Source organism: Candidatus Uabimicrobium amorphum, from assembly GCF_009002475.1.
In the GTDB taxonomy this organism is placed as follows: domain Bacteria; phylum Planctomycetota; class Uabimicrobiia; order Uabimicrobiales; family Uabimicrobiaceae; genus Uabimicrobium; species Uabimicrobium amorphum.
The window spans coordinates 3,750,462-3,774,930 of the sequence record NZ_AP019860.1; the positions used below are offsets into that span (position 1 = coordinate 3,750,462).

Below are 24,469 nucleotides of genomic sequence, written 5' to 3' on the forward strand. Positions count from 1 at the left end.
CTATCAGCAGGGAGTAGCTATCAGATGCAAGAATTTGAAAATACACGTATTTGGGATGATTTCTTGAATAACAAAGACCTTACAATTTCCCACTTAAAGAACTATGAGTTTTTGGAAAAAATAGGTCAAGGTGGTATGGGTGCTGTTTATAAAGCACGACAATTACATCCCCAAAGAATAGTTGCCATAAAAATTAGCAAAGCCGTTTCGACTTCAAGCATAAGGCGTTTTGAACGCGAAATGCAAATAGCTTCGCAACTTGATCACCCTGGGATAGCAAAAATATACGATGCAGGTGTTCAAAATAATCAAAAATATTTAGTCATGGATTATATTGAAGGGCAGTCGCTTGATAAGTATTTTGAGACCGCATCTCTACAACAAAAATTAAATATTATGATCGAAGTTTGCTCCATTATCGACTATGCGCATCGGCAAAAGATCATACACAGAGATTTAAAACCCGCAAATATAATGATCACTAGCAATGGCAAACCAGTGGTGATTGATTTTGGATTGGCCAAAGACATGCAAACGCGCAACTTTGACTTAACAAAAACAGGAGAAGTGATTGGAACCCCTAATTACATGGCACCAGAGCAAATTGTGGGAAAAAGTTCGAATATAGATCGTCGCGTAGATATATATGCGATAGGAGCTATCCTCTACGAAATAATTTGTGGCAAAAGAATGGTCACAAGTACAAATTCGTTGGAAGCTCTTTTCCAAATTCAACAGGCCGACTTTATTCCACCACATAAAATCAACCCACAAGCAGATAAAAGTCTTGTCAATATTTGGCGTAAGGCCACAGCGATCAAAAAACACCGCAGGTACGAATGTGCAAAAAGTATTGGTGACGACTTGCGTAAATTTGCAGAGGGGGGGAAGGTAAAAGCTCCTACCAATAACAACATTTATGCGGTGGGCATTTTCCTTGTTGCTATTTCCATTATAACATTGATGTTCTATCAAAGTTATCGTTCTCAACTTGAGAGTATAGAACTAAGCCAAGCTCAAAAAGAGCAACAAAAAAAACAACAAAAGAAATTTCAACAAATCATACTCAACATAGAGAACAAAAATATACCAGAGAATTTTGACACAAAAGATTTAAACAATCAACAATTGCTGGAAATTGCAAAAACTCTTTACAATGAGAGATTATACAAAAAAGCCTTTCAGCTTTTGGACACTCTCCCCAATCAAAGTATTACCGCAAAATACTACAAAGGACTTATTCTTTATCAGCAACAACAATACGCAAACGCCCAAAAGTCTTTTGAAGCACTCCTAAAAGAGGAGCAAAAAGCTCAATACCATTATTATTTAGGAATGAGTGCTTTTAAACAAAACGCTTTCCATAAATCTTTGCACCATTTGCAAATAGCAGAGAAAAGCTTTAGCAATGATATTCCTATTTTAGAGACCATCGCTGAGATATTACAGGCACAACAAAATATTTTGGGGGCTAAAACTTATTTGAAACGCTGTATTTCTCTCTCTCCGTATACTGGTAAATACGCCGTCAGACTTGGAAAACTAGAGTTGCATGACAAAAACTACTACCGTGCATTTTCTTATTTGAAAAAAGCAATTAACACCTCAGATTTTTTTGAAGCCCTGGCACTAATGCATGACATCCCCTACAACGAACCGTTACTACGCAGATGGTGCTACCAATCACTTATGCATAAATGTATTTCAGAAAAAGAGATGAAATCTCCCGACCTCTGTTCCGACAAATGGGAGGAAATCGAAAATCGTTATCGTCAAGATTACATTGCACAGCACCACGCGAAAAAAAACAGCAAAGGTGACTTACAACCCTTTTTGAAAAAAATTAATAACGATGAAATCAAAAAAACTGTACGCGACGCTCTAATCACACTGCGCTACAATCCTGAGTTCGACGCAAAGATAAACGGACTACTAAAAGATACCAGCCTCCCAGAATCGACAGTTACGTTTTTTAAAGAACTCCAACAGGAAGTTCATGCGATGAAGGCCAAAGAACAACGTGCCATCTATTACAAACTAGCCCACATGCAACGCAACAATAACTGGCACTCAAAAAAATTCCCAGATATCAACGCCAAAAATTGTTTGAAAATGCTGCACATGGAAAAAAAAGTACTTTTGCGATATTTGCTCATCCAAGGTTGTTTTCACATGTTCGGTTTTCAACCCATTGTCGAAATAGCCAAAAACAATAACGAAAATTTAGTAACACGTATGCTATGTGTCATTGTACTGCGCAAAAATTATCTCGCAGAAAATATAGACGTTTTCTACTCTTTACCAACGTGCAAAGAGAAACTTGCCGTAGAGGAACAGGAGTTTTTGCAAATAAGTATCTGTCAGGCCCTATATACTCCCCATTTTCTCTATCGTTTAGATACTTTTCATCGCCCCATGCCTTACCGCAACAAAATGGAAGAAAAGGAAAAACAATTACTTTTGCATTTGCTACGTAACTCTAAATCTACACATGTCTCTACTACAGCAGCGCTGAGCCTTCATGCCCTATTACCAAAAAATACGGAAACTTTCGCAGAAATAAACAAAATTATATTTCGTGCGATGCAAAGCGACAATGAGATTCTGGCGAGTTATACTCATTCTTTATTTTGGATGAGCCCCAATGCGGAAAGAGCGGAGTACTTTGAAAAATATAAACAAGCTCTTCAAAGTGACAATCGTATTATCCAAGAAATCGTTCTTTCGCAAATAGAGATATTTCGTCACCGTATTCGTGAGCTCATACCAGAAATAAAAAAATGCCTTTTACAAACACAGTCACAGAGACTACGCTTTCGTGCTCTTTTTGCTTGGGCTTTACACAAACGCAAAAAAACCATTTTTGAAGATACACTCTACAAAAGTGTCGCAAAAAATTTAACCCCCTTAGAACAAAGTTCAAGGTTATTATTCGAATTTTACAAGTTTTTTTTCGACACGCGACGCTTAAAAGACCTAAATCAAACACAAGTTTTGACACGTGCACTTGCCTTTTTAAATCAGCTAAAAATACAACTACACTCGTTACCACCCACATCACAGTGTATGGTAAGCTATGTCATGTCCCTCCTTCAACTTCACCCGTCTTTGCAAAAACTACGGAACATAAAAGACCCGCAGTTGCTCGCATACTTTCTCTATCAACTGCACCAGCAAGTGGACATAGGTAGTAATAAAGAGTTTCTTTTACCTTACATTGGAGCGATATCTCCTAAACAAAAATACTATATTGCCAAACAATTTTTATCCCACAAAGATCCCAGAGTTCGCATGTACGCTTCAAGTAGTTACACAGCGTTTACTTCTGACAAAGAACGCAACAAAATATTCCGCAAAGCAAAAGCCTCACAAGATCAAAGTCTAAAAAAAGGTGTCGCACTTGGACATTACTTTTCCCTGCAGAATGCCTGGATAAACGACAAGAAAGCAAAAAGCATTACTTTTGATGACTTATTTAGTAATAGATCCCTGGACCTTATTCTCGCTGACGGCCTACTCCGCTTACGCAAGTTCGTAGAACAAAAAGCAAGTGAATCCCCCGAAGAGTTTGAAAAATATAGAAAATGGATAAGACACGCCGTTGTACTTTGCCCAGAAAAAAGTGAATACATTTATGCGCAACATTTGTTTTTTCCTCCCCAAAAAGCCATATATAACGTAGCTCGTGCCATTGAATACAATCAAAAACATTACGCAGGTAATTTTAAATACATGTATATTCTGAGACTTCTGAAGCTTCTGAGCAAAAATAACAGAAATCAACAAGTAGAGAAATATTTCCCTTCCGTCCATGAAATTCCTGCATCATTACTAGTTTATTTTTCAAGGATTTATGAAGACCAAAAGAAATACAACAACGCCTTAAGACTCTACGAGAAATATTTTTTATCTAAAACAAAAGACACTTCGCCATTCAGTGATATAATTAGCTATCACAGTGAAATGATGAATTGCTATATAAAAAACGATCATCGCAAAACCGCCAAAATTTTTCTGGAGTATTTCTACCAGCTAGACCGCCGCATGCGCGCCAAAAAAAATACTGAGCCAGCGAAAGACGATTTTCTAAAGAAATTACAAAAATCCAAACCACATATCGATATCGTATGGTAGGAGCTTTTGAGTGAAGTACATTACAAATTCGACAAAAAAAACGTGGAAAAACTACGAAATTCTACACGAGATTGGACGTGGTGGAATGGGTGTGGTGTATAAGGCACAGCAAATTTCGCCTTCACGCATTGTTGCGATCAAATTTTCGAAAGCAAACACTTCGGAAAACAGCGGCCAACGTTTTATGCGTGAAATCCAAATAGTCGCGAAGTTACAACATGCACGTATTCCGGAAATCTATGATGCTGGTATAGAGAACAACTACCGTTATATTGTCATGGAGTACATTGCTGGCAAACCCCTTGGTACATACCTAAAAGATACAGATATTTCATTGAACCAAAAAATACAGCTCTTTATCAAAATATGCAACATCATACATTTTGCGCATCGCAACGGTATAGTCCATCGCGACTTAAAACCGGCAAATATCCTTGTCCAAGATGACGGTGAACCGGTGGTAATTGATTTTGGCATCGCGAAACAAATAGACAATGAAGAGTTCGATTTGACCAAAACAGGTGATGTAGTTGGTACACTACACTACATGGCTCCTGAACAAATTGCCGGAAAACGTTCGGCAATAGACCACCAAGCGGATATTTATGCCTTGGGCGCTATTCTTTTCGAACTTATGACAAACCAACGTATGATAAAAGGAAGTCATATTTTTGAGGTGATGTGCTTTATTCAGGATGGCAAAATTCTTCCCCCGTCGCGCGTAATGGAAAATGTCGATAAAAATCTGGAGATTATCTGGCGCAATGCGACGGCGTTGAAAAAAAGCCACCGTTATGCAACTATGGGGGAGTTCATTCGCGACTTAAAACTACACACGAAGGGACAAAAGGTCAAACACACATACCGCCCGAAAAGTGCATTCATTGTCGCGCTCGTTTTACTTGCTCTAACCGCATCATTTTTTCTGTGGAAACACCAAAGCGAAGTCGAACATACCATCGAACTAAGTAGTTTAGAAAAACAACGTCTGTTGTCTTTTGAAAAACTACTACATCATATCAACAATGATCAGCTGAAAAAAGCCGGTATCATCATGCGCAAACTACAACCGGTGAGTGAATACCAAGGGATTCAAATTGCCAAAGCGTACTCCCGTATCAGAAAATACGATGTCGCCATACACGTATTGCAAAATTTCCCCCCGACGTTTGACGTTGCTTATCAACAAGCGCTCATATTCTATCAACAACAAAAATACGACAAAGCACGGCAGCATTTTTCGCAACTCCTGGAACAGCACCCCCAAGATAGCAAACTAAACTACTATCTGGGAATGTGCTTGTTCCACGAAAAATTACCGCAACAAGCGCTTAAATTTTTGTTAAAGGCCGAACAAAATTTTGAGGAAGATGTTATTCTTCTCGAAAATATTGCTGCGATATATCGACACTCGGATGTGGATAAAGCCGCGGAATACTTAAAAAAATGTTTACGGCTATACCCCGTCACTGCCAAGTATACACTGATGCTCGGAAAAATAAGCTTGGAAAAAAGAAAGTACTTTGAGGCATTTGCCTATTTCAAACAAACGTTGGCATCGGGAAACAACCAGGAAGCTCTCGAACTCTTGCATAAAATCCCCTATGAAGAACCGCTATTAAGAGAGATGTGCTACCAACTCATACTGTACCACAGCGTATCATATCAAAACATTCGCGAACCCGACTTGTTTGAAGAAATATGGCGTGAAATAGAATTTACTTTTCGTCGTGATTACGTTGCATGGCAAGGTACTTACCACAATCGCGATGTTTCAGTCCATCCCTTTATCAAACCAATGCGCGACGAAAAAATGCGTGAGTCTACACGCAACGCTCTATGGAGCCTCCGCTATAGCAAATCTTTCGCCAAGGAAGTTGGGCAAGCACAACTGAACCCAAAATTATCAAAACGCGACAAGACGTTTTTTATCAATATTTATCGTAAAATTCAAAAGACCATCGCAGAAGAAAAACTCGGGCGTGTCTATTATTCTCTAGCCTACATGTACCGCAATCACAGTTGGCAACATCGAGGTTTTGTAGGCATAGATAAAGATTTCTTGCACAAACAGTTGCACCGAGAAACAAATACGTTTTTAAAATATCTCCTTGCCGAAGGGTATCTAAATATATTCGGATTTGATGCCATCATTATGACCGCCAACGATGAAAATGTCGATCCTGTCACGCGAATGATTTGTTGTAGTGTATTACGTAAACATTACATGGCGGTCAACATTGAGGTGTTTGCAAAACTACCACAACTCCGACTGCCCACAAAGAGTGGAATATTTTTACAAACACTGATCGCCCAAGCGATGTATGTCCCACATAAATACAGGCGCCAAGATACATTTAAGCGTTACTACAACAGTAAATCTATCCCTGATTTTGAAATAGAAGTCTTACAGTATTTAATGCGACAACAATCTCCCAAGGTAAAAATTTCTGCGGCCATCAGCTTGGGCATTTTGGTATCCGACACACATCCGCAGCTAAGTCAAAAAGCCAATAAAATTATACAACTGCAAATGAATAAAGAGGGGGGACTTAGTCGCTATGCACATTTTATGTTTTGGAAGATATTACCTTTGAGTTCGCGGAAAAAAACCTTACCCATTTACAAAAAGTCCTTACTGCACAAAGATACTTTCATACGTAAAATGGCTCTGGTCAATGCGGAATTTTTTGGCGAATTTATCTCCGAGGTCACAGAAGAAATAGATCAATGTGTTAACGTGCAAGAAATACGCATGTATGCTCTTTTCGCATGGAGTTTGAACAAGAAACTAAAGGCCAATATATTCGAAAGCCCTTTTTATAAAAAATGGTTTCCTCAACTTTCTCCTTTGGAAAAAACGACAATTATTATTTCTAGACTCTATCGATTTTCTTTTGATATGCGTAGTTTTAGTACGAGAAATCAACAAAACATCACCAAGGCCATGAAATTTTTCGACATATTAAAAAGAGAACTAATTACAGACAAACTTCCACCGCAATCGCGGTGCATGATTTCATACGTACTTTCCCTCATGAAGGTGCACCCATCACTAGATCAACTCAAAAAAATAAAAGATCCCAAACTACTGGCATATTACCTTCACCAACTGAAACAAGAAATTAATATAGGCGTTCAATCGGCCTTGCTGATTTTTTTAAATGCAAAAAATGCCAAAGAAAGGCAAGGTATTGCCGCACATTTTATCGAAAATAATCACTCGAAGATACAAAAGTTTGCCATAAGTAGCTATGTGGCCTGTGCTGCTCCAGCGGAACAAATCAAAATATACCACCGCGCACTTGATGCACACATGGATTACCAAAAAGGCGTCGCATTAGGTTTGTATTATTCATTGGTCAACAGCTGTATTACAGAATCTAACTTTAAGGAAAGTCTGGGATATAATTTTTTTTCCGGAAAACCGTTGTCAACAGTAACGAATCGCCGTTTCTCTGAAATGAAGCAGTATGTCGCAAATGTCACCCCACAAAAGTCAAAAAAACTCCAAGCGTTGTTGGAACTCGCGTGTACTTTAGACCCAAAATCAAGTGTTTATAAATTTTCCAAAGCATATCTATTTCCCAACAAAAACTCCATTCAACTTATCAAAGAAGCCATTGACCTAAACAAAAATGGAGAAGCCGGTAACCAGCTCGACATTTACACCCTGAAACTAGTTCAGGTTTGTTTAGAAGAGCAACAAACACAAACAGCACTTGATTGTCTATCACAACACCGTGTTTCTTTTCTCGCGACCTACATTGCAGCAGCATATCGCAAACTACATAAATACGAAATTGCAAAACGTATTTACGAAAAATATTTTCTAACCAACGTCGGTTATACTAACATTTTACCCTTAAGACACAATGACTACAATGAAATGGTTTCTCTGTATTTTTTACAAAAGCAACCTGAAACTGGCAAATATTTGCTCGACTACTTGTACGAATTGATACGCCGCAATAGCTGGCACAAGGAAAAAATAGACAAACAAGATTTCATTGAAGATATCAAGTCAAAATACCCCATAATCAAAAAGAACTGGAAGTAGAGGAACGGCCGTGTATTTGCAAAAAAATCAACATTGGAATGACTACCGTATTATAGAAGAAGTTGGACGCGGGGGCATGGGAATTGTATATAAAGCAGAACAAAAAACCCTGCGACGTATCGTCGCCATCAAGTTCTCTCGCGCCAATTATATCGATGATGACAGATTTTACCGCGAAACACAAATTGCCGCAAAGCTAAACCATCCGCGGATTCCGCGAATATACGATGCTGGTGTCGAAAACAATTGCAAATACCTAGTAATGGATTACATCGATGGAGTTTCTTTACACCTTTACTTGCAAGAGAATCATTTGTCATTACCGCAAAAACTCTCACTGTTTACCAAAATATGCCAGGCGGTGAGGTATGCGCATCGCAAGGGAATAGTCCATCGCGACTTGAAACCTAGCAATATTATGATTACCAAAAATCACGACCCCATGATTATTGATTTTGGACTTGCGCGACACATCGAAAATGAAAATTTTGATCTCACAAAAACAGGAGATGTGATAGGAACGCCGAATTACATGGCCCCAGAACAAATTAGCGGAACGCGCTCGGCCATCGATGAACAAGTAGATGTATATGCACTGGGAACGATTCTATATGAAATGATCAGTGGACAAATAATGGTTCGCGGTTCAAATCTATTACAAGTTCTCTGTTACATTGAAGATAAAAAATTTCTACCGCTTTCACAAGTCGCTGATTTGCCCAATAAAAATCTCGAAAACGTATGGCGAAAGGCCGTGGCAAAAAAGAAAAACGAACGCTACCAAGACCTAGCACAACTCATTTCCGACATAAAAAATGTGGCAAAAGGAAAATCGCTACGCAAAGAACGCAAATCACTCTTCACAATTGCTGCGACGGCCATCGTAGCTCTCGTAATAACGCTATTGTTCTTATATAACTTCCGTAGTGAGGCCCCTTTACAAAAGACCGCAACGCGCAATACGATCTTTCACCTTATCCTACAGCGCATAGAGGAGCATAAATTTGCCAAAGCAAAACAACTGATCGCCACGTCTTCCTCATTGAACACCACAGAAAATCTACAAATTGCTAAAGCATTTTATCGCGAAAGCCAATACCAGGACGCACAACTTACTTTTGACAAAGTTCCGGCACAGTTCTTCAACAAAGTCTACTACGATAGTTTTATTGCTTACTACTTACAAAAATACAAAACTGCCGAAAAAGGCTTTACACAACTGCTCATCGCCAACAAACAAGACGCAAAGTATCATTATTATTTGGGACTTTGTTACCTTCATCAAGGACATAATCCTCATGCTCTCGCTCATTTACTCGAAGCGGAAAAAAGTTTTGAATCGAATATTCAATTGTTGGAATATATTGCACAAATTTACCTTTCTCCACAATACCAAAGGATCAAAAAAGCAGAAAAGTACTTATTGCGCTGTTTACGTCTTTCCGGTGAGAGCGGAAAATATGCGTTACTATTGGGAAAAATATATTTCCAAACAAAGAACTATCACAAAGCTTTTGTATATCTAAAGAAATCTCTTGATATAGACACTTCATTTGAAGCCTTGCAATTACTTCACGAAATTCCTTACCATGAGCCGCGACTCAGACGTTTATGTTATTATTCAGTGATGAGCAATTACCGAACAGAAATTACCATCAACCCCATAGACATGTTTAAAGAAAAATGGGCTTCTATAGAGAAACACTATCAACAAGACTACATTTCATGGCTACAAGGCGTAAAAAACCGCTCAAAATCAATACAGGCATTCTTAAAACCTGTTGATGATTCTAAACTGAAAAAAATAATAAAAGACGCCCTGATTAATTTGCGCTACAGTAATACTTTTGACCAGGATATACAAAACGCTTTACGTCGAACGGACATTCCCAATAAATTCAAAACTTTTTTACGCGAAACGCACCACACAGTCAAGAAAATTAAACAACGAGAAATCTACGCAAAAACTTACTACCAACTAGTGTACATGTATCGAAATCAACAAAACAACGACATGGCAGACATTACAAGTGAACTACTACTAAAAATGCTATATGAAGAACGCAATCCCTTTTTAAAATATTTGGTGGTCAAAGCTCATTTACAAATATTTGGATTTGAACCGATCATACGCATCGCGCACAACAAAAAAGACAACATATGGGTACGTATTGTTTGTAGCGCTGTGCTGCGACAACACTACCTTGCTGCCAAGACCGATGTTTTTACAGAATTGTCACGACAAAAATTGTATGTAGGACAAGACTTAGAGTTTTTGCAAGTGCTCGTTGCGCAATCGATGTATGTACTTCATCATATAAAACGCCGCGACACTTTTTATCGCTACAAAAATAACAAAACGATACCCAAGAGTGAAACACAGCTTTTACTTTATTTGTGGAAACAGCCTACACAAAAAACTTCACTAGCGGCCGCACTTAGTTTGTTTGCCCTCTACCAAGAAACTCCCGAAAACCTTGCGGAATGGAAAGACATTGAACAGACGATATTCAACGCCATGGGCTCAGAAGATTTTTCCATAAAAAGCTATACGCACTACATATTTTGGAATTCCTTATATGCAAAACACAAAGCTTCTTACTTTCCACTATATGAAAAGGCTTTGCAAGAAGAGGAAGCAATTCGCGAAATAGTTCTACCTCATGTAGAGTTATATCGAGAGCGTATTAGCGAGATTATGCCACAAATTGAAGAATGTTTAAACTCCACATCGGTAAAAATACGCTTTCGCGCTTTATTTGCTTGGACATTTCGTCAAAATGAAAATATTTTATTCACCGACCCCCTCTATCAACAAAAAAAAGATACTTTCACTTCCCTGGAGCATACATCGATCGTATTATTCCTCTTCTACAAGTTCTTTTGGGATACACGAGGACAAAGAATCAACAAATTCACTATTCAAAACTTATCGCGCTTTTTTGCCTATTTGGATAAAAATCTTCATACATTGCCACCGTCTTCGCAATGCATGATTTCTTACACATTGTCCTTAGTCGATGTATATCCGTCGCTGAGTGATTTACAAAAAGTCCGTGATAACAATTTACTGGCGTACTATCTTTGTCAATTTCAACAAGAAGTGCGCTTTTCGGAACGCCCCAACAAAGTCAACTATCTTAAGCTTCTTGGACAAACAAGCAAACGCGAAAAAATGTATACCGCCCGACAATTTATTCGCCATAAAAATGCCAAAGTACGTCAATATGCGATTGGTAGTTTTCTGGCATTTGCTTCGCAAAAAGAACAACAAAAATTTATACAACAAGCACTAAAATCAACGGATATATTTTTGCGAAAAGGAACAGCACATGGCTTGTATTTGTCCTTTTGCGATGAGTGGAGTAGCGCCACAACTGGCTCGAATAATGAAATTAATTTATTTGATATGTTTTCCAACAAACCACTGCACTTGGTGCTAACAAACACTTTTGGTAAAGTAAAACAATTCGTTTTACATTTGAAAGATCATTCACCACAAAAATTTTCGCACTATAAAAGATATCTGGAATTGGCCCGACAGCTAAACCCTGAAGAAAGCATATATTCTTTTGCTGGTAGCTTTTTCCATATAAAAAATCAGGCTTGGGAAAAACTCAGCACAGCCATCGATATAAACACCACGTATGAAGGAAGCCATTTACGGACTCTATACAGAATGTACCTACTACAAGCGCGTATTGACAACTACTCAAAAAACGAAGCCATTTCTTATATAGAAAAAATGAACATACGTGAAATAAATACACATTTAGCTGCTAAAATGGGAAAGATATATCTCCATTTACAGTTATATCCACAAGCACTACGCATGTACGAAAAAAACTTTTTGTATAAATCAACTGAATATGCTCCGTTCTATGCCATATTAGAAGAGCACTGCCAAATGGCATATATTTACACAAAACAATCCAAAACAAAAACAGCGAACATTTTCACTGACTACCTATATGAATTGTACCGACGTAAAGAGTGGGGAAATCCCCGCATAACCAAAAAACTGTTCTTAAAAGAAACATATAGCATCATAAATAGATAAAGGGATCTTCATGGATGAATTTGCGGAAACTCAAGTAGACATATCTCCAGGACAAGTATGGAAAGACTACGAAATTACCGGCAAAATAGGTCAAGGTGGTATGGGGATGGTTTATAAAGCCATTCAGCGCGATCCCTTGCGGACCGTTGCCATAAAAATAGATACCTCTTCACATACAAATAAAAGACGCTTTACACGAGAGATGGAAATTGCCGCGAACCTAGATCATCCCAATATTGGCAAAATATACGATGCGGGTATTGTCCACAACTATCGCTATATGGTAATGGAATTTATCAAAGGTACGCCCTTAAATCTCTACGCACAACAAACACAAATGTCACTACATGACAAAATAAAAATAGTCATTAAAATTTGTACCGCTTTATCGTATGCACATCAAAAGGGAATTGTTCATCGCGATTTAAAACCCGCGAATATCTTGGTTACGCAAAGTGGCGAACCAATTATTATCGACTTTGGTTTAGCAAAGAGAATGCATAGCCGCGAATTCGACCTCACCAAAACCGGTGAAGTGCTAGGTACACCTACCTATATGGCTCCGGAGCAAATCTCCGGCAAAACAGATCTTTTAGATGGGCAGGTGGATATCTATGCCATAGGTGCACTTTTTTACGAACTCATGACCGGCAAACGCATGATTGAAGGCGACACTTCTCTAGAAATTTTGTACAAAATACAACACGAAAAGCACATTCCCCCAAGCAAGCAAAACACGGCGCTGAATAAAAAAATTGATATTATATGGCATAATGCTGTATGTCGCAGTCGTTTGCAGCGCTACAAAGATATGTCACAGCTGATTCGCGACTTGCAATTTTTTTTGCAAAATAAAAATGTAAAATTACACCACTCCGTCAAAAAATTGCTGATGATTTCACTAGTTGTCATATGTACAATCGCATTTTTGATTCAAAACTCCTTCTTCATGAAAAAACAACCTGTGAATGTAAAAAATAGCGAAAAAGGACGTAAACATCAAAAAAGCATCGATAAAATTATTCACCATATTCTTTCTCATCAAGCCCTAAACGAAGAACAACAGAAGTTCATAGACTCTTTGGAATTACATTTAAAGACACAAGTCGTACGTACGTTATATGAAAATAGAGACTATAAATATGCCAACCAAATTCTCCAAAAACTACATAACAAAAATTTAAAAAACAGTGTTCTGAACTACTACAAAGCTTTATTATATTACCGAAATCGGCAATACGAAAAAGCGCAAAAGTTACTTCAAGATATTGATTCAAAAGACGCCAATGCCAAATATTACTTGGCAAGCTGTATATTAAAAACCAGCGAAAATGAAAAATCTCCGTCACGGAAAAAAGCACAACTCAAAAAAGCACTCAAAAATTTACAAGAGATCGCCTCTTTTTTTGCAAATGACCTCGATTTTTTGGAGGCAATGATAAAGACACACCTTAAACTGGGTACGGAAACAAACAAACAAAAAGCAATAAAATATTTAAAAGTATGCGTCCAAGAAAAGCCTTCCGTAGCAAGCTATTCTATAAAACTTGCCAAACTTTATATTGAAAAAGGACAGTATTACGACGCCTGTAACTTGGTACAAAATTTTATACACGACAGTGATCTTGATGTATTCGAGTTACTTCACGAAATTCCTTATCACGAACCCAAACTGCGCGAATATGTCTATCAAATCCTCACCTATAAATTTCTACAGGAAAAAGACATTGAATGTCCCGACTTATTTGAAAAAACCTGGCCAAATTTACGCGAAGGACATCGTGCATCTTACCGAAACCGATTGGCGGCGCAACGGCAATCCCAAAAACCCAGTGATGTTTTACGAAACGTAGAAACATTGCATTTAAAAGAAAAAAATGTCCAAAATCTAAAAAGAAAAGCTCTCATCAATTTGCGTTATGATAATTCATTACGCGACGAGCTAGATAAAATTCAAAGACAAACTAGTTTAAAACCTCTACAAGAATTCATCCAAAGTATCAAACGTGAAATAACGGCAAAGTGCCAACAAGAAACGCGGGCAATGATTTTACATCAATTGGCGTATATTCAAGAAAATAACACTTGGCAAAGAAGTCGTGACTTTCATAAAAAAAATCAACGCGCGCTCGTCAAAATATTGAAAAAGGAATTCTCGATCACAACTCCCCAAGAGAAGTATTTGTTAGTAAAAGGATGCTTACATTTTGTGGGTTTTGAACCACTATTCCATATCCTAGACAATCATCAAGGTGACTTAGTCACGCGTATTATCACAACAGTCATTCTACGCGAAAATTATTTATCGCCCTCTTTTGCAGAGCTATACAAACTGCCTCAAGCAATGACACCGCAACTATCACAAACACAAAAGTCTTTCTTGAAAATCCTTGTGGCCAAAGCATTGTATGTACCTCATATATGGAAACCACTCGACATATCTAGGCGCGCCACAAAAGCAATCGAAGGTAAATATACCGCGATTATCTCTCAAAAAGAAAAAATGCTATTGCAATCGTTGATGACAGATAAAGACAATGCTGTACGCATAGTTGCCGCCGGTAGTTTGCACTGTTTACTAAAAGACGCACCGACAGCGACAGCAATATTGAATGCCGCAATGCAAAAAGAATCACAAGATGAAATTTTGCGAAGTTACGCTTACTACATGTTCTTCATGAAAGACAACATTCAATTGCCAACACAGGCCAAAAAATATCAACTTGTCAAGGTACTTCGTCAAGGCTTACAAGACCAGAGTGACCGCGTGAAAGAAGTTGTGTTGTCTTTTGGTGAAAAGTTTCGCCATTTTATAAAGAATGTAAAACAACAAGTAAAAAATTGCTTTCGTAAAGAAAAGCCCAACGTACGCTTTCGTGCGATGTTTGCTTACAGCCTTCAGAAACAAAAAACACTGTTTATGTTCGACAAAGACGTTCACGCGAATAGTAATCCCAAACCTCTTGAGTATAGCGCTATTTTCCTTTTCAGTCTGTACCAATTTTATGAAGACTTGCGTACCGTCAAAGGAGCGGAGTTTGAAAAAGGATTAAAATTAATACAAATGCTACAAAAGACACGACAACATATCAGTAAACTTCCACCTTCCTCACAATGCATGATTTCCTACCCATTGTCTCTACTAAAGGTGCATCGTTCGCTACAAGAGTTCAAGGAGATTGAAGATACGAAGTTACTGCGTTACCTTATGTACCAGTTATATCAAGAGGTAGAAGTCGGAGACCTAAAGAAAATGTTGCCCATCTTGGGAGCAAAACAACCAAGTGAAAGAAGAGAAATTGCCCACGCTTTTTTACAACACCCGGATGAACAAGTCAGATATTATGCGACGGTGAGTTACGTCTCCCTGTGTAATGAATCACTCTTGCGTAGTTTTTACGAAAAGCACAAAAACAATAAAAAAATGTACAAGGCTATTGCCCATGGCATCTATCTTTTCGTTTACAACTACTGGATTACCAATGCCAAAGAACGAGAAAGCTTCTGGCTCGCAGATATCTATGAGTGGAGATCTCATGAGCTATCATACTTCACTGTATTCAAAAAAATGCGTGACTTTTTTGAACACTTGCGTCGCAATGAGCCACACAAGGCAAAACAAATAATGTATTGGGCAAATATATATACAAAACTTCGCCCACAAAACACACTGTACTTGTTTGACAAAGTTTTTTTTATTTATAACAAAAACACCTTTGAACATGATGCTCGAAAAGCCATAAATGATGTACCAAAAGGTTTAGACTATTTAAAAAAAGTGTATTTACTCAGCGCCCTTGACATAACGACGCAAAAAAACCTAGATGTGGGGCATTTCAATGTCGACGTCGATATTTTTTCCGGAGCATTATTGGCCAATTTGGGAAGGTATCATTTAGAAGAAGGAAAATATTCAAGTGCACTGCGCGCCTACGAAAAAAACTTTTTACTGCGTTCGGGAAAGCCAGATCCTTTTCATGGGATAAAAAATCATGCGGCAATGATCGTCATATATCATAAAATGAACAAACCACAGCTTGCGAAAAAAATGTTGGGGCACCTGTATCAACTTCAAAGCCGTGATAAAGGCGTTTCTGCTCCAGGAAATCGCAATGAATTCGTACGCACAATAGAACAATTGTATAATACAAATCTCGAACATCTTTTAGATAAATAAATACCATAACAAAGGGCACAGCATGGATGATTTTGCAAAAACTCAAGTGAATATTTCCATTGGCAACGCGTGGAACGGTTATCAAGTTGTTGGCAAGATCGGTAGTGGTGGTATGGGCGTTGTTTACAAGGCAATTCAACAAAATCCGCAGCGCACTGTAGCGATTAAAGTTGATACCTCCGCGCAGCAAGGTTACAGCCGTTTTACGCGAGAAATGCAAATCGTTGCCGAACTAGACCACCCCAATATCGGTAGGGTATATGATGCAGGTGTTATACAACAATACCGTTATATGGTCATGGAGTTTATCGATGGCCAACCATTGGACGAATATTTACAAAATAACGACTTGTCATTGCAAGACAAAATCAAGATTTTTATACAAATTTGTACGGCATTGGGATATGCGCATCGCAGGGGAATTGTACATCGCGACCTAAAACCGGCAAATATTCTCATTCGCCCAAATCACAACCCCATCATCATTGATTTTGGTTTAGCGAAAAAAGTCGGCAACAATCAGCAGTTTGACCTTACCAAAACTGGAGATGTTCTGGGAACACCGGCGTATATGGCGCCGGAACAAGTATCGGGCAAAGGGTCTGCCATCCATGCTCAAACAGATATCTACGCAATTGGAGCTATTTTATATGAAGCCGTGACAGGGCAACGCATGATTACCGGAGACGGAGCTCTGGAAATTCTATTTAAAATACAACACGAGACCGTACTCTCACCAAGTAGGATAGAGCCACAATTAGACAAACGCATCGATACCATATGGGAAAAAGCAACGACACGTAAACAGGAATATCGCTATAAAAATATCAGCATGTTCGCCAATGATTTAAAATTGTTTTTGCAAGATGGGCATATCAAAACAAATTACACATTTTTTCACCGCTTCAAGTGGGCAATCACCGCGCTTATGTTCATCGTTTTTAGTATTGTGTTTGTAGTATGGAGCAGCAAAGAGCAAGTGCCAGAAGACATATCACTAAGTGACGATCAACAAAAAATTAAACGGCAAGTAGATCGTATCATAAACGATATACACAATCGCAAATTGCGAAACGTAGCGATTCCATCATCTCTTGCCGAAGGGTATAAAATTAGCATTGCCAAAGCCTATTATGAAAAAGGTATGTTGCAAAAGGCGTTGGACATTCTAAAAGAATTTCCCCAACGAAACGAATACCAATACTATCGAGCTTTGAGTTATTACAATAGCAGGAACTACGAAGAGGCAAGAAAACTCTTTGCGCTCCAAACCACTTTTCACAGCAAATTTTACTGGGCAATGTGCTTGATGCACAAAGCCAACGCAATGGACTCCCAAGATACTCCACAAACTCATGATATATACAAACAAGCCCTGGAACTGTTTATTTCTATTGAAAATGATTTTGCGGAAGACATTAATTTTTTAGAAGCGATGGCAGATATTTATAGCAAAGATGCTCCCTTTGGCGACAATAAAAAAGCGGAACACTACTTACAAAGATGTGTCGCAAAAAAACCAATGGTGGTACGTTACGCCACAAAATTGGGGAAAATTTATCTAAGCCAAAAAAAGTATTACGCTGCTTTTACACTGGCACGAAAAGTACTTTATGTAAACAATGATCTCGATGCTGCGGAGTTACTACACGAAATACCTTATCACGAACCACTATTACGTGAGCAATGTTATCAAGCCATTAGTTACAAATTTTTAAAAGAAAGTATTATGCCGTGCCCAGATCTATTACACGACAAGTGGAAAAACTGGCAACAACACTACAGAGAACTTTATATTGCTTGGTTAAAAGGACAACAACAGCTATTTTCTCCGAAAACGCTTCGTTCCAAAATCGAAAGTGTTGTCCGCAGTCTTAGCAAATTGTCAAAGAATTCCAAGACACCACAAGAAACGCTGTATCGCACATTGTTAAGTCTTCGTTACAACAAACCTCTAAACGCGCAAGTAGAATCGATGTACAAAGACCTCCCTACATGGTTAACAACAAAAATATCTGTCATGCTACAGCAAATAAATGAAATCCGTTACCGTGAAAAACGCGCCATGATTTTTCACCAACTGTTTTACACGCAGTACAACAACATATGGCTGTACAATCCCTTTGAAAAAGAAGAAGACGTACAACTTCTCGTACATATGCTCACCGACGAAAACGACAAAACAAGTGTTCAAGAAAAGTATTTACTTGCCAAAGGATGTTTATACTTCAAAGGTTTTGAACCATTACTCCATATCGTAAACGATCACCAAGTCGACCTCATTACGCGCATTGTTACCGCCGTCGTACTGCGTGAAAACTACTTAGCGGTACAGTTACCCCTTAGAGAGTATCTCGCTAATCACTTGGAAGTATCACCACAAGAAGACAAATTTTTGAAAATTCTCATCGCCCGTGCTCTATACACTAGCCACTTACGAAAGCCGCTAGACTGTATATTTCGCAATCTCTCCCCTAAGGGAATGATCATTGCAGAAAGTGAAAAAGCCTTCTTGTATAAACTTATGAAAAACAAAAAAGATAACACACTGCGTTTGCGCATTGCTGCCGCAGCTAGCTTACATTGCCTTTTACACCACAAGGACGATATGCCTCTCTTCAAAGAAAGTGCAAAATTTCTCGTCAATACAGGAATGGAGTCAGATTCACCTCTAATAAGACAGTACACACACTACATGTTTTGGATTAAGAAACATATAGAGAAAGGTGCTGTAATACCTAAAAAAAAGTTGGTCGAAGTATTTCGCCGTGGTATCAATGACAAAAATAACAAAGTAAAGGAAGTGGTTTTTTCCTTCAGCGAAAAGTACGGTTTCTTATTAAAGGCGGTGATTAAAGACATAGAAGACTGCTTGCGAAAAGAAACCAATCGTACTGTACGCCTTCGCGCAATGTTCGCCTACAGTGCAGGAAAGAATAGAGACGAATTTATTTTCGATAGCAACATATACAAAAAATCAACCATAGAAATTTCCCCTCTAGAAAATAGTGCGACTTTTATCTTTAACTTCTACCAATTCTTCAGAGATCTACGCGACAGAAAATCTGCAGATATGAACAATATATTCCGTGCATTTGGTTTACTTTCAAAGATCATAGACCACTTGCCGAATTTGCCAAAATCATCGCAATGCATGATCACATACAAACTATCACTAATAAATATTCATCTACCGTTGCAAAAAATCACGGATGCAAAGCTTCTTAGCTATTTGCTGTACCAACTACACCAAGAGATAGACTTTGGTGAACAAAAAGCGAAATTTCCCATTCCAAATACAAAAAGTCGCAACGAAAAAAGACGCATGGCTCAAAATTTTTTACAGCACCCTCAGCTTAAAGTCAGACGTGCAGCAACAGTGGCGTATATCTCATTGGGAAGCTTAAATCAGCTAGAAGTATTTTATCAAAATCACAAAGGAGACACAGAAATTGCGGCAGAAATCGCGCAAGGAATCAACTTGTTTATGCAAAATTATTGGATGCGCAACTCAAAAAAGGCCACCTTACAGTTCGACGATGTTTTTTCATGGAGAACGGATGACCTTGTTTTATATAAGAAATTAAAAAAAATGCGCGAATTCTTTCACGAATTACGCCAACAAACTCCTGCCATTTCGCATAAATTGCGATACTGGCTTGATAAGAGTTGTGAACTAGATCCTAGCAACAGTCGTTCTATCGCCACCAGGGCTTTTTTTTACTTTGACCATGGCACTTTTTTCACCAATATAAACAAAATCTTTCAACTGACCTCCCACAAAAAAGAACGGAAAGATAAAGAACAAAATGTAAATAACGAAAAAGTAGGAGTAAAAAGTAATCGCTATATACAATACGCATATTTATTAAATGCGGCCAAAATGTTACAAGAAAAATCCCCTAATCCTGTCGAGATCGTCAAACATCAAGGTTGGGGCAAAGTGCTTAGCCCCAAAGTCTGTCCTCATTCTCTTCTACCCGATCTTGGGCACTACTATGTAAACAATCATCAGTACTCTCTGGCATTAAGAGCCTATGAAAAGAATTTCTTAGCACGAATTGACGATTTCTCCCCGTTTAAAAATTTCCGCGACAATGCGGCAATAATTAATATTTGTTGTAAGATGAAAAATACCAAACTAGCGCAACTGCTCTTTGAATGTCTATTTGAACTTTACAGGCGTGAAAAAGAGGGTGACAAAGCTATCGAAAAATCAGTATTTTTGAAAAGACTCCAGAAAGATTATCCAGATATCGATGTGGATTTCGGTAAATAAGTTGTATTTGATTTTTACGCGACGCTTAACATTGTTAATGATTGAGGCATCGATAGTCGTTCACGTTCACGACCATCATTTAGGTACGGGCATTGCAATCACAATGTTCTTAAGTCAACGATATCCGTGAGGTGAATACCATTGACTTAAGAAGTAAACTTGAAATACTTACAAATTCATGTCATTCCTGTGGAAGCGGGAAACCAGCAATATAAATTTGACTTTAAAGCGCCTGGATCCCTGATCAAGTCAGGGATGACACGAAACTATAATTCTGTCATTACACTTAAAATAATACCATTGGTCCGTAAGCGTGGACGACGATATCATTTTCTCCACGAACCTTGGCATAAAGATTGCTCATGTTTTTCGCGTTCTAAATTACGTCAATATGTCTAAAGGAGCGAAATATGCATACATCTTCATTCAACTTTGATTTACTTACAAAATACAGTACCCCATGTCCACGTTATACTAGCTATCCCACAGTACCACATTTTACCAGCAATTTTTCGGTAAATTCTTTTCGTGAGGAAGCGAAGTCATCCAACGAAGATGTATCCCTGTATATCCACATACCCTTTTGCAAGAAACTTTGCTACTACTGCGCGTGTAACATGATCGTAACGCACAGTGAAAAATACATGCAAGAGTATTTACAGTGGCTATTTCGCGAAATGGACATGATTTCCGAACTCATTGATGACAAACGTCAAGTTGTACAAATTCATCTGGGAGGAGGCTCGCCAAGTTATCTACCTTGTGAGCAATTGCAAAGTTTATTTTCGCACATAAATTCACGCTTTAATATTGCAACAGATTGCGAAATTAGCATTGAGGTTGATCCTCGCAATTTAACCCCTGATCATTTACCTGTCATGGCAAAGTTAGGATGCAACCGTCTGAGCATGGGCGTACAAGACTTAAACGCCCAAGTACAACAAGCCATCAATCGCGTTTACGATTACGAGATGATTGCCGAAACTTTTACCACCGCGCGCAACCTGGGTTTTCACTCCATCAATGTCGATTTAATGTATGGTTTACCTTATCAAACCCCACAAACTTTTGCGGAAACGGTAGAAAAAATTGTCGCACTTAATCCCGATAGAATGGCTATTTTTCACTATGCTCACGTTCCATGGATGAAAAAACATCAAAAGCTCATTAAGGAAGACACTCTTCCCACAATGGCAGAAAAATGGGAGATGTTTTCGCAAACGACACAACGCTTGCAAAAAGCTGGTTATGTCCACATTGGTTTAGATCACTTTGCCAAAGAAACGGACAGCCTAGCGCAATCTCTACAAGCAGGAGAATTGCACCGAAATTTCCAAGGATACACCACCAATGGCAATGTCGAAATTTATGCGATGGGAATTACCGCAATTAGCCAACTCAACAATGTCTATGTGCAAAATGTCAAAACAATCAAAGAGTATAAAACCAACTTATCTCAAGGAAAATTACCTATTTTCATTGGGCGACAAATGACAGATGACGACCACTTACGTCGCGATGTCATTATGGAAATAATGTGCAATAATTATTTAGAAAAAGCCTACATTGAAAAAAGGTATGGGATTGTATTTAATGACTATTTCTCAAAGGCTTTAGAAGAATTGGTGGAAATGGAAGAGGATGGTCTTGTTATTCTCAAGGAAGACTCTATAAAGGTGACAGAGATAGGACGTTTATTTATTCGCAACATTGCACAAAAATTTGATTATTACTTTATTGCCCACAGCAAAAATACCTATTCAAAATCAATGTAATGAGCGTATTCTCTCGTATGCTTTGCAATACGAGAGAAATCTACAATTACTCGTATTCTACGCCACGTATGATATTGTCGGCACTTACAAACGCCTTGACTTTCTTTGTGACCAAAGTTCCGCCAGGGTTGCGTTCGCGGTATACCATAGAGATACTTCGGGCATTTCCCATTTGCTCTTGTGTTGTCGAAACATGTTCGAAAGAGTCGGGATCATTCATATTGTTGCGCACATAGTCCACCAAAGGAGCAAATGCATTTGATGGATAACTTTTTGTAACCTTTTTCTTTGGGGTTGTGCGTGGTATTGTTTTTGTGGTTGTTGTAGTCGTAAATGTTCGTGTCGTGTTGGAGCTACTGCCAGTATTGTTGTTGCGTACCGCTTGTGCAATAAAAGCGACGACTAAAAGTATTACAAGAGCTGAAAATAGGTTGCGAATGGTGTTGTCTTCACCTTTCCTTGCAACATTTGGTTTAATCACTTTTTTGGGTTTCTTCTGTATCTTTTTTGGGTATCCACAGTGCATACAACACCTTGCCGCACTGGAATGTTTTTTTCCGCATCTTTTACATTTTATCGTTGCCATTTTTTTTTCCTTGTTGATTTGAGAAACAGACAACTTTGCGCACAAAGTTGTCTATTGCCACTAAAAAATTAAGCTCTACCCGTTACCGACAGTATCACCTTCGGCATTGTTAGCAGCAGTTTCAGGTGCTGGTTCTTCATCATCGGCGTTTTTACCAATGAAGATCAGTATTGCAATCACGATAATGATCACGATCAGTCCAGGAGGCACTGTGTAAGAAAAGGGAGCTTTCAGTCCGCCAGGTACAGATTCATTTAGTGTTTTTATTTGTTTTTCGTCTAAAGTCCAATATGTATTTTGTGATTCGCTGTACAGACAGAACTCACCACTCCATGTCCATATTTGTAAATAGAACACACCAAACTGTCCGTATTTGTATCCAATACACATATCAGCAACAGATGCTTGTTTTTTCATCTCTGCAGGAAGTTCAGCTACTTTAACGATATCATCACCATAAGTAATGAGCAATTTCGCTTCTAGTTGTGGAGAAAATAGAAGTAGAACTACGACGAACGAAAAAAGTATATTTTTAGATGACAATGTCTTGTCTCCTATAAAAAGCAGTAAAAATAATTCTATGAAAAGTCATTTTCCATAGATTTGGTAAGTCAACACTCGAAATGAGTAAACATAACTCTTTTTTAGCTGAGGTATTCGAAACGAGGCTCTACATATAATTTTCTATTGCACTGCTAGTGATCATACTCCTGCGAACTGCACGTAGGTATAAATTGAGAATATTTGGTTGTGTTATCGTGTCTAGTAAAAAAACCAGAGGTTTGTAGGTTCCCGTATGAATGAAATAGTTATATTTCTTATTTAGTTCATCAAGTTGTTTGCGCGTTAGAAGATCATTATCAATCAAACTATCACATAAAATTTTATTTTCTTCACTCAGCCAAAAATGCTGCATGTAACAACATAATATTTTATAGTAACGACGTGGCAAAATAGAAAGCCGCAGTAGTTCATTACAAGGTATTGGTTCTTCTATCTTGTTGTTTTTTATGTAGCGGTCTATTGTATCTTTGGCTTTGGGAAGAAATTTAAGAGCTTCTTCCATAAAAGAGTCGTTTGTGTGTAACATATGTTTTTTAAACGTTTCGCGAATGATAATTTCTTGCGAAGGGTTTAACATATTTTGTTCAACAATAAAGTCCATCAATGAAAGTTGTGCACCAGTGATGTGGTAATGTTCAAGCTCATCTAAAAACATTTCCAACTGATTATCACCAAATATTTTATTGTGATGTATTATTTTTCCATAGAGTACATCCGTAGAACTCGGAGGCGCACAAATATCATCTCTTGTTTTTTTCATTTTACACACTATTATAAATTATCTATGTTTTACGGCTTGTGTGCTAACCCTATATATGCTATACGTATTTCAAT

At 38.1% G+C, this 24,469-nt stretch carries 9 protein-coding genes; 6 read left to right on the forward strand and 3 right to left on the reverse strand.

Features of this window, described 5'->3' with window-relative positions:
* Window positions 1-24: 24 nt before the first annotated feature.
* The 6 genes from UABAM_RS13420 to hemN all read left to right on the forward strand — a co-directional run bounded on the left by UABAM_RS13420 (window position 25) and on the right by hemN (window position 22,485).
* Window positions 25-4,134, forward strand: a complete 4,110-nt coding sequence (locus UABAM_RS13420) for a serine/threonine-protein kinase (RefSeq protein WP_151968514.1) — start codon at window positions 25-27, stop codon at window positions 4,132-4,134.
* 10 nt (window positions 4,135-4,144) lie between these two features.
* Entirely contained in the window at window positions 4,145-8,194 is a 4,050-nt protein-coding gene (locus tag UABAM_RS13425) for a serine/threonine-protein kinase (RefSeq protein ID WP_151968515.1), read from the forward strand.
* A gap of 10 nt (window positions 8,195-8,204) precedes the next feature.
* Window positions 8,205-12,254 (forward strand): serine/threonine-protein kinase, encoded by a 4,050-nt coding sequence (locus UABAM_RS13430; protein ID WP_151968516.1) that lies wholly within the window; start codon window positions 8,205-8,207, stop codon window positions 12,252-12,254.
* Between the two features lie 10 nt (window positions 12,255-12,264).
* Window positions 12,265-16,431, forward strand: a complete 4,167-nt coding sequence (locus UABAM_RS13435; RefSeq protein ID WP_151968517.1) for a serine/threonine-protein kinase — start codon at window positions 12,265-12,267, stop codon at window positions 16,429-16,431.
* A gap of 22 nt (window positions 16,432-16,453) precedes the next feature.
* Window positions 16,454-20,710, forward strand: coding sequence for a serine/threonine-protein kinase (locus tag UABAM_RS13440; RefSeq protein ID WP_151968518.1), 4,257 nt, complete (start codon window positions 16,454-16,456; stop codon window positions 20,708-20,710).
* 410 nt (window positions 20,711-21,120) lie between these two features.
* Window positions 21,121-22,485, forward strand: coding sequence for an oxygen-independent coproporphyrinogen III oxidase (gene hemN, locus UABAM_RS13445; protein WP_151968519.1), 1,365 nt, complete (start codon window positions 21,121-21,123; stop codon window positions 22,483-22,485).
* 46 nt (window positions 22,486-22,531) lie between these two features.
* Here the strand turns inward: hemN and UABAM_RS13450 are convergent, their stop codons facing one another.
* From UABAM_RS13450 to UABAM_RS13460, 3 genes are all read right to left on the reverse strand, one after another.
* Window positions 22,532-23,071 carry a hypothetical protein gene (locus UABAM_RS13450; RefSeq protein ID WP_151968520.1) on the reverse strand — a complete coding sequence of 180 codons (540 nt, stop codon included), beginning with the start codon at window positions 23,069-23,071 and terminating at the stop codon, window positions 22,532-22,534.
* A gap of 75 nt (window positions 23,072-23,146) precedes the next feature.
* Window positions 23,147-23,614 (reverse strand): hypothetical protein, encoded by a 468-nt coding sequence (locus UABAM_RS13455; RefSeq protein WP_151968521.1) that lies wholly within the window; start codon window positions 23,612-23,614, stop codon window positions 23,147-23,149.
* Between the two features lie 127 nt (window positions 23,615-23,741).
* Entirely contained in the window at window positions 23,742-24,395 is a 654-nt protein-coding gene (locus UABAM_RS13460) for a hypothetical protein (RefSeq protein ID WP_151968522.1), read from the reverse strand.
* Window positions 24,396-24,469: the final 74 nt, after the last annotated feature.

Coding starts and splice junctions, on each gene's coding strand:
- UABAM_RS13420 (WP_151968514.1), top strand. CDS start 25: ATGCAAGAATTTGAAAATACACGTATTTGGGATGATTTCTTGAATAAC.
- UABAM_RS13435 (WP_151968517.1), top strand. CDS start 12,265: ATGGATGAATTTGCGGAAACTCAAGTAGACATATCTCCAGGACAAGTA.
- UABAM_RS13440 (WP_151968518.1), top strand. CDS start 16,454: ATGGATGATTTTGCAAAAACTCAAGTGAATATTTCCATTGGCAACGCG.
- hemN (WP_151968519.1), top strand. CDS start 21,121: ATGCATACATCTTCATTCAACTTTGATTTACTTACAAAATACAGTACC.
- UABAM_RS13450 (WP_151968520.1), bottom strand. CDS start 23,071: ATGGCAACGATAAAATGTAAAAGATGCGGAAAAAAACATTCCAGTGCG.
- UABAM_RS13460 (WP_151968522.1), bottom strand. CDS start 24,395: ATGAAAAAAACAAGAGATGATATTTGTGCGCCTCCGAGTTCTACGGAT.